This is a genomic window from Streptomyces sp. bgisy027 (genome assembly GCF_057710365.1).
This window is the reverse complement of sequence record NZ_JBYIVZ010000109.1, coordinates 1-6,479: the sequence shown is the minus strand read 5'-3', so window position 1 is coordinate 6,479 and position 6,479 is coordinate 1. Positions and strand designations below refer to the sequence as shown.

Here is a 6,479-nt window from a genome sequence, read left to right as displayed (position 1 = left end):
CGCTCCCACCCCGGCAGGAACTGCGTGCGGTGCCAGGCCACCTCACGCACTCCTGCGTCCAGCGCGAGCCAGCCACCGGGGTCGGCGACATCAAGCGTGCTTTGAAGCGGCGCACCTCCCGCGAGCCGCGTCGCTGCCGCTGTCCCGTCCTCGATGTCCTCAAGCATTCCCGCCCCTCCAGCAGTCGTACCAGGTGATCGTAGGTGCGGGGTTCGCGTAGGGCGCGTGAAATATGGCCCGTGATCGCCGAGGGCCGCCCCTGCCCACCAGAAGCCGAACGCGGTGACATCGCCCCTGCTTCGCTTGCTGCTGGTGACAGGTAGCGCGCCGCATCGGTGACAACCACCATGCTTTGTCCTACTGAAGGCCGCAGGTCAGCGGATGCCGAAGCAGTTCTGTATGGAGTGCGCCGGCTGACGTCCGTGACGGACAGCGGGAAGTACGTCCCCCGCAGCCAGCTCAGCGCCCACCAGAAGTCGCCCATCGTCTCCGGCCGGTACCGCCGGTACGGCAGCGAACAGCACCTCGCAACGGTACGTCTGCCCCACCCTGACGTCCTTGGTGCGCATGGGCCCAGGGTGCTCCCCGCCGCCCGCGACGTCACGGTCCGCACCCGCTACCGCAGGCCTCGCTCACCCACACCCGCCACATCCCTGACCTGCGCAATCAAGCCAGGAGGGCCGCTTTGCCGCCAACCCCCGTCAACCCCGGCGCGGTCTTGGTCCTTTCGCGCTACACAAGAACACCGGAGTGAACGTGCGGTGTTCGCAAGGCAGTTGTGGCCTGACGGGAGGTCCGGGCACGTGATCGTGACCATCAACGTGGCGGTGCTGCTCGCCATCATCATCGTCGTGCGGCTGCGCCGACGTACGCACGCCCGGAGCCGGTTCGACGAGAAGATGACCGTGGTCATCTGCCTCACCTTCGGGGTGCTGATCGCGCCGACCGCCTTCGGGCAGACGATCCTGGACGTCGTCACCCAGCTCGCGGAGGGCCTGTCTCAGGCCGGCCAATGACCCCGGCCTGACCCGCCCGACGGGACCCAGCAGCGCCGTACGCACCTGGGTCCGCTTGGGGTCCTGGGTCCACTGGGTCCCCGCACCTGTGCCATCGGCGCCGATCTGTGTCATCAGCTCCCTGTTTTCCCAGGTCGCCGTGGGCATCTGTGTCACTGTTCATCTGTGTCATCGGGCGGGTTTCGTCCGTACCGCAGACCGGTGCCACGCCCCGGCGATACCGTGAGAACCCACCCCAGATCACGCCCCGGGAGCCTTCGATGAGCCAGGAGCCGGCCGCCGCGCCCGACCGCCAGCCGCTCGACGAATCCGCCGCCGAATCGGTCCGCAAGTACGCGGCCGACCAGCGCGCGCGGGTCGACGTCCTCGCCTCCGTGCTGGAGGACATCGCCGAGAACGGCTACCCCTCGCCGGAGGCCGGCGTGCCGTGGGAGGTCGCCCGCGACGCCCACCTCGCCCGCCTCGCTGGCGAGGAGCCTCGTGTCGCCTGAGCACGGCGCGCGGCGCTCCCGCGTCATCCTGGTGGAGCCCGCGCTCACCCAGCTGGCGAAACTCACCGCGTCCGAGACGCACCGCTTGGACCGCGCGATCGTCGCGATCAGCGTCAACCCCGAGCTCGGCACCGAGGTGCCCGGCACCCTGCTGCGCGACTACGTCGACGAGATCGACGGCGTGCGGGTGATCTACTACGTGACGGCCCTGGGGTCGATCACGATCGTCGCCTACGTCGAGGCGTAGGACCTCCCGAGCACCTGTGTAGCGCCCCGGACTTCCTTGGTCCGGGGCGCTGCTGCTTCCTCTGCAGGGTGCCGTTCGTGGGTGGCCGGGGTGCTGCTCTTGGCGCCGGAGAGCGATGACACTCGGGCCGATGGCTCTGTTCACGAGTTTCGACTCCGGGGTGATGTTCACGAGAACGGGAGGCACTTGGCAGCCCCGCCTCGCTCCGGGCGTCGCCGCGATCCACGCATGGCTTCGATCACGACCCTTCGGCCGGACGCTGGACTGCCCGCCAGCGAAGGGCTTCGTCATCGGGGACGTCCGGGGATGCGAAGTGGAACGGCACCTTGAGGTAGTCGGCCAGGGCCCGGCCGGCCTCCGCAGCGGCGATGCCCGGAGGAGAGCCGTCAGGACGGTGGAAGACCGTTGCCAGGTGGCCTTCCCCGGCCGGGTCGTCCAGGACCGCGACCAGCAGCACGAACCAGTCGTGGACGGTATCGCCGTCCCAAAGAGCCTCGACAGCAGCCACACGGCCCGGGAGGACCGCAGCTCGAGATGCGAGTGAAGGTACGTCGAGAGGATCGGGTGGCCTGCGCTGCACATGCTCGCCGAGGGCCTCGTAGCGCGCGTGGACCACTTGCTCCGCCTCGTTCAGGCTCAACCCCAGGGGGCGCAGGGCCTTCCACACGGACTTGACCGCCGTCATCCGGCGGTCGCGCAGCACCTCAGCATCGACCGCCCGGCGGGTCCGTTCTTCCAGGTAAGCCCACCAGCCACTCACGGGGCCACCGGGAGGGATTCCATCGCGTGCGCCATGGGGCGACCGTACGTCAGTGCGCTGCGCGCTCCCCGTTCGGCCCACCAACTGGGCGGGCAGTGCTGTCGAGACTCGTGGACGAAGCCAGGCCGACGGCTGGAGGACGGCACACGGGTGCTGCTCCTGCAGCAGACGCGCGTTCAACTGCTGCACAGTGCTGCTGTGCAGGCAGCGCATGTCACACAGGTCGTCCTGCCGCCGTCGAGCTCCTGCGACGGCGGGACGATAGATCGATCACTGGAGCAGACGGCCGAGCGAACTCCCGAAGGGCCCGATCGAAGTCCGATCCGGGTCCGGGGTGGCATCGTGCGGAGGATTCGGCATTCCGTCTGCGGAAGCGGGTGCGGGCGCTGCCTTGAGCGAAGTACTCCCTCTGCCGAAGGTCGATCTCCCACGCGCTGGGGGCCAGACGTAGGTCGACGTGCAAAGGGATCGGCTCGTGGAGGCCTGCGGCCTGTGTGGTCGTCGACACCCGAGGGGTATTGCGGAAGCCCAGGACAGCTCTGATCGTCTCGCGTCGCGCTGTCGTGAAGTCGAGGGAGGGGAAGTACTCGCTGCGCGGTGTGGATGACGCAGAGATGGCGCGGCAGGCCTTGAGCGCGTGGGCCTCGCTGCTTTGGTAGGTGGGGTGCGCCGGGGAGAGCCAGGCCTGCGTTACAGCGGCCCCGGCGTGGTGGGCTTCGGTGCGCAGCGCCTCGAAGCGGGCGCGGGGTCGGGTGGTTGATCCCACCTTGACGTATGACGTGGTTCCGGTGATCGCGAGCACGTAGACGAATCCGGTGGCTTCTGGGGCCTGTTCGGGAACTGGGTTCCTTTTGAGGTAGTGCCGCAGCCAGCCGCGCGGGTCGTTGTGTACCAGCTCAAACATGTCCCACCCCTTGGTTCAGTCCGCAAACAGTGAACCGAAGGGGTGTGACAACTGGAATGACCTGCAGTTTCCTATGCAGGGTACGAGCGAGTGATCACGGTTTCGTACTGCCGCGGTTAGGGTGAACAGGTGATCGAACCGGACGTGGAGAAACTGCGAGCGGCGCTGCCCGCCTATGCGCTCGAGGTCGGAACCGAACTGCTGGACCGGCCGGTACGGAACTCGGTGGGCGGCTGGCCCTTCCTCGGCGATGGCCAGGACTGGCCAGAGTGCTTCTGCGGCGAGCGGATGGTTCTGTTCTTCCAGCTCGACCTGCCTGCGGACCTGGAGCCGTTCGGCGGAGACCACCTGATGGTTTTCCACTGCCGCACCCACAATGACGCCTCCGACCCTCAGCTGGCCGACGATGGCCGGCTCGTGCCGCGGTACTGGGACGCTCCGCAGCCGCCCTACCCCCACCCGTTCTGGCGGGTGCTGCTCCAGCGTGCCGCGGCTCTGCCCGCGGCGGAGGTCGAACAGTCTCTGCGCGCCCTGCCACTGACGTTGCGGTCCTCCACGGATGCTGCCGCCGGGCAAGGGCGGGGAGCCCAGGGGTTCAAGGTGGGCGGTACACCGTCCTGGGCGCAGTTTCCCGAGTACTACCGGTGCGCGTGCGGCACCGAACTGGTGTACGTATGCCAGGTGCCGGAGGACATGGAATTCGCCACTCACGCCGGCCAACCGGAGCAGCCCTACAGCGTCGGCATCGACACCTACAACCTGTTCCTCGGCAACGAGGTCTACCTGCTGGCCTGCCCGGCCCGTTGCGATCCAGCGGCGGTCTGGCCGGTGAACCAGAATTGATCGGCGACCAGATCAACTCTGCGCGCGGCTGACCTGCGTTCCCGACGCCTACGGCACCGCGCCGTAGGCGTCGGGAACGCCTTGCTATCCGGCGGCCCGGATGGCCTTGAGGCTCTGGGACTGTCGCTTGGGCGGCGCGGTCTGGTACACCGGCACGCTGATCTCGGGCAGCTCTCCCGTGGCGATCCGCTCGGAAGCGTCCTCGATCGCCTCCTCCAGCTCTTCCTGGGAGGCGTAGGAGGCGATGTACGGGTGAAGGTAGTACGTGCGGTACTTGCGGTCCTTGGGCCGCAGCACGAGGTTCCGGCTCTCCAGCAGTGCCATCGCCGTGTTCGCGGAGTTCCGTGACAGGCCCACGCGGGCCCCCAGCTCGGCCTGGGAGGCGTTCACCTCGCCTCCGGGCTCCTGGCGCTCGATGAGGGCGCTCAGGAGGTCTGTCGCGGCCTTGGTGAGGTCCAGCCGGTACAACATTCCGAAACCAGCACTCGCCTGGATCAGCATGCCCGCCCCTCCTCATCGACACCTTCATCGTCCCCGTCTTCGGCCCCGAGTTCCAGCTGCACGTTGCGCGGCGCCGGCGGCGGCTTCACCTCCGGGAAGGCTCCCTCGGCCGCGCCGTTCCTCAATGCCTCCAGGATCTCCTGCTGCCGGTCGCCGTTGCCCTCGAAGCCCAGCAGCGGGTTCACGAAGATCAGGCCGGTATCGACGCGCTGAAGCATGTGCCACTCCTCAAGCCGCCCTAGCGCCCTGGTCACGTTCGACCGCTCCACGCCCAGCCGATCGGCGATCTTCTTGTGCGTAGCGCGCAGCCACCCCTCGCGCTGTCGGCCGATACACCACAGCAGGACCGCGGACTGGATCGGCGACATCCCGTGCTGGGCAATCAGCACGGCCAGGACGTCCGCGAGGAAGTCGTTCGACACCACGCTGTAGCCGGACCGGCCGTACACCTCGTGAGGCGCCCGGTACGTGTACCGCACGCTGACGTCCATCTGCTGCACCGGCCGCTTGCGCGTCGGCGGCTGGATGTCCTTCCCGAGCCGAGACGACAGGGTCTCCCGGAAGGCACTGTCGCCACCGGGCGGTACGGCGGCAATCCGGCCCTTGCTGCGGCCGGAGGAAGGGCGCTTGGGCTGGCGAGGCATCGGCGTTCCTGTCCTCGATCTTGGGGGTCCTGAACACGGACCCTAGCAGTTAGCCAACCTAGGTTGGCAGATTTGTACATGCTGGCGTGGCGCTTCGGTGTCGGCACCGACACCACCCAACCTCGCCCTGCTACATGGAACCCCCGCCCCACCAGCAACGATGCACACTTATACAAGCTGGCTTAGCGAATATGGGTGTCGGCGTGGCACCGCTGACACATTTCCGCAGGTCAATGTGTCAGCGCCAACACATCCTCCTCCGCAAAAGTGCAGGTCAGAACCGGATTTCTGCACCGGTCCTCTTTTCCTTAAGACGCCCATGGGCGAGGCGAGCACTAGGTCGCCTCGCCCATGGGCCCACGGCGGACCGACGGCACCCCGTCCCAACTCCCGACAGCGCGCCCCACCTCGTTCCATCCCTCCAGGGCCGTCACCCTCGCCACCGACCAATCCCGCCCGCGAAGGCCCTCATCTACCTCGCACAGCGCCGTAACCAGCCTCCTACCGTCTTCGCCTCACCCAGGTATCCCGCAACCTTCTGATCGCGACTCAGCCTCTTCTTCTCTTCGAATTCAAACCATGCGCCTTTCTCATCCATTTACCCAACCTTTTCTGGATGCCCTTCGGCTACCACGTTTCTTCCGGCGTACCAACTCCTATCCCTTTTCTGTGATCGGAATCTACTTCAGTAATCCGCAACCTCTCGCCCAGTGCGTGCCGGCGGCTAGTGTCCATTCCAGTCTTCATCTAGCCAATACCTTTGAAGCACCGTGAACAGTCGGATCATTCCACATGCACTTCCCTGTCTGCTCCAGTCCCTAATTCTCCGTCATCCCCCTTTCGGCTCCCGCAATTCGGCCCGCGTTCACCTCCCTCTCACCACTGCCGCTCTCCTGTCGCTGCGTCAGGTCACGCTCAGCCTGGCCTGTTTCCCCGCCCTCCCCCTCTCCTTGCTGCTGCTTTTCCCCTCAGCCGCCCTACGGGCGGGGAGTGTTGGGGCTGGAGCGGAGCGGAGGCCCCGGATCGGTCGGGGGCGAGGGCGGCCGCTGCGCGAGCGGGCGCAGCCCGTGAGT

8 protein-coding genes are annotated in these 6,479 nt (G+C 67.2%); 4 read left to right on the top strand and 4 right to left on the bottom strand.

What is annotated here, in order from left to right; all coding sequences use genetic code 11:
* The first annotated feature begins 806 nt into the window (after positions 1 to 806).
* The 3 genes from AC3ETA_RS47450 (at position 807) to AC3ETA_RS47440 (ending at position 1,754) form a co-directional block, all read left to right on the top strand.
* Complete coding sequence (locus tag AC3ETA_RS47450; protein ID WP_432199113.1) at positions 807 to 1,016, top strand: hypothetical protein; 210 nt, start codon at positions 807 to 809, stop codon at positions 1,014 to 1,016.
* A gap of 260 nt (positions 1,017 to 1,276) precedes the next feature.
* Positions 1,277 to 1,507 (top strand): hypothetical protein, encoded by a 231-nt coding sequence (locus AC3ETA_RS47445; RefSeq protein WP_432199112.1) that lies wholly within the window; start codon positions 1,277 to 1,279, stop codon positions 1,505 to 1,507.
* Positions 1,497 to 1,754: a hypothetical protein gene (locus AC3ETA_RS47440; RefSeq protein WP_093780635.1), complete on the top strand. Its 258-nt coding sequence runs from the start codon at positions 1,497 to 1,499 to the stop codon at positions 1,752 to 1,754. Before AC3ETA_RS47445 ends, AC3ETA_RS47440 begins: the two co-directional genes overlap by 11 nt.
* A 238-nt stretch (positions 1,755 to 1,992) precedes the next feature.
* On the opposite strand, the gene AC3ETA_RS47435 is transcribed toward AC3ETA_RS47440, so the two are convergent.
* Together AC3ETA_RS47435 and AC3ETA_RS47430 are read right to left on the bottom strand one after the other, a co-directional pair.
* Positions 1,993 to 2,514 carry a hypothetical protein gene (locus tag AC3ETA_RS47435; protein WP_432199111.1) on the bottom strand — a complete coding sequence of 174 codons (522 nt, stop codon included), beginning with the start codon at positions 2,512 to 2,514 and terminating at the stop codon, positions 1,993 to 1,995.
* 214 nt (positions 2,515 to 2,728) lie between these two features.
* Positions 2,729 to 3,418: a hypothetical protein gene (locus AC3ETA_RS47430; protein WP_432199110.1), complete on the bottom strand. Its 690-nt coding sequence runs from the start codon at positions 3,416 to 3,418 to the stop codon at positions 2,729 to 2,731.
* Positions 3,419 to 3,547: 129 nt separating this feature from the next.
* On the opposite strand from AC3ETA_RS47430, the gene AC3ETA_RS47425 reads away from it, so the two are divergent.
* The gene (locus tag AC3ETA_RS47425) at positions 3,548 to 4,261 is read left to right on the top strand and encodes a hypothetical protein (RefSeq protein ID WP_432199109.1); all 714 of its coding nucleotides are present in this window, start codon (positions 3,548 to 3,550) and stop codon (positions 4,259 to 4,261) included.
* Positions 4,262 to 4,345: 84 nt separating this feature from the next.
* Here the strand turns inward: AC3ETA_RS47425 and AC3ETA_RS47420 are convergent, their stop codons facing one another.
* Entirely contained in the window at positions 4,346 to 4,762 is a 417-nt protein-coding gene (locus AC3ETA_RS47420; RefSeq protein WP_432199108.1) for a hypothetical protein, read from the bottom strand.
* Positions 4,756 to 5,406 carry a MarR family transcriptional regulator gene (locus tag AC3ETA_RS47415; protein ID WP_432199107.1) on the bottom strand — a complete coding sequence of 217 codons (651 nt, stop codon included), beginning with the start codon at positions 5,404 to 5,406 and terminating at the stop codon, positions 4,756 to 4,758. The genes AC3ETA_RS47420 and AC3ETA_RS47415 overlap by 7 nt, the downstream gene beginning before the upstream one ends.
* Positions 5,407 to 6,479 lie beyond the last annotated feature (1,073 nt).

What these genes read in the sequence shown, in the direction of transcription:
- AC3ETA_RS47445 (WP_432199112.1), top strand. Translation starts at nt 1,277, where the DNA reads ATGAGCCAGGAGCCGGCCGCCGCGCCCGACCGCCAGCCGCTCGACGAA.
- AC3ETA_RS47430 (WP_432199110.1), bottom strand. Translation starts at nt 3,418, where the DNA reads ATGTTTGAGCTGGTACACAACGACCCGCGCGGCTGGCTGCGGCACTAC.
- AC3ETA_RS47420 (WP_432199108.1), bottom strand. Translation starts at nt 4,762, where the DNA reads ATGCTGATCCAGGCGAGTGCTGGTTTCGGAATGTTGTACCGGCTGGAC.
- AC3ETA_RS47415 (WP_432199107.1), bottom strand. Translation starts at nt 5,406, where the DNA reads ATGCCTCGCCAGCCCAAGCGCCCTTCCTCCGGCCGCAGCAAGGGCCGG.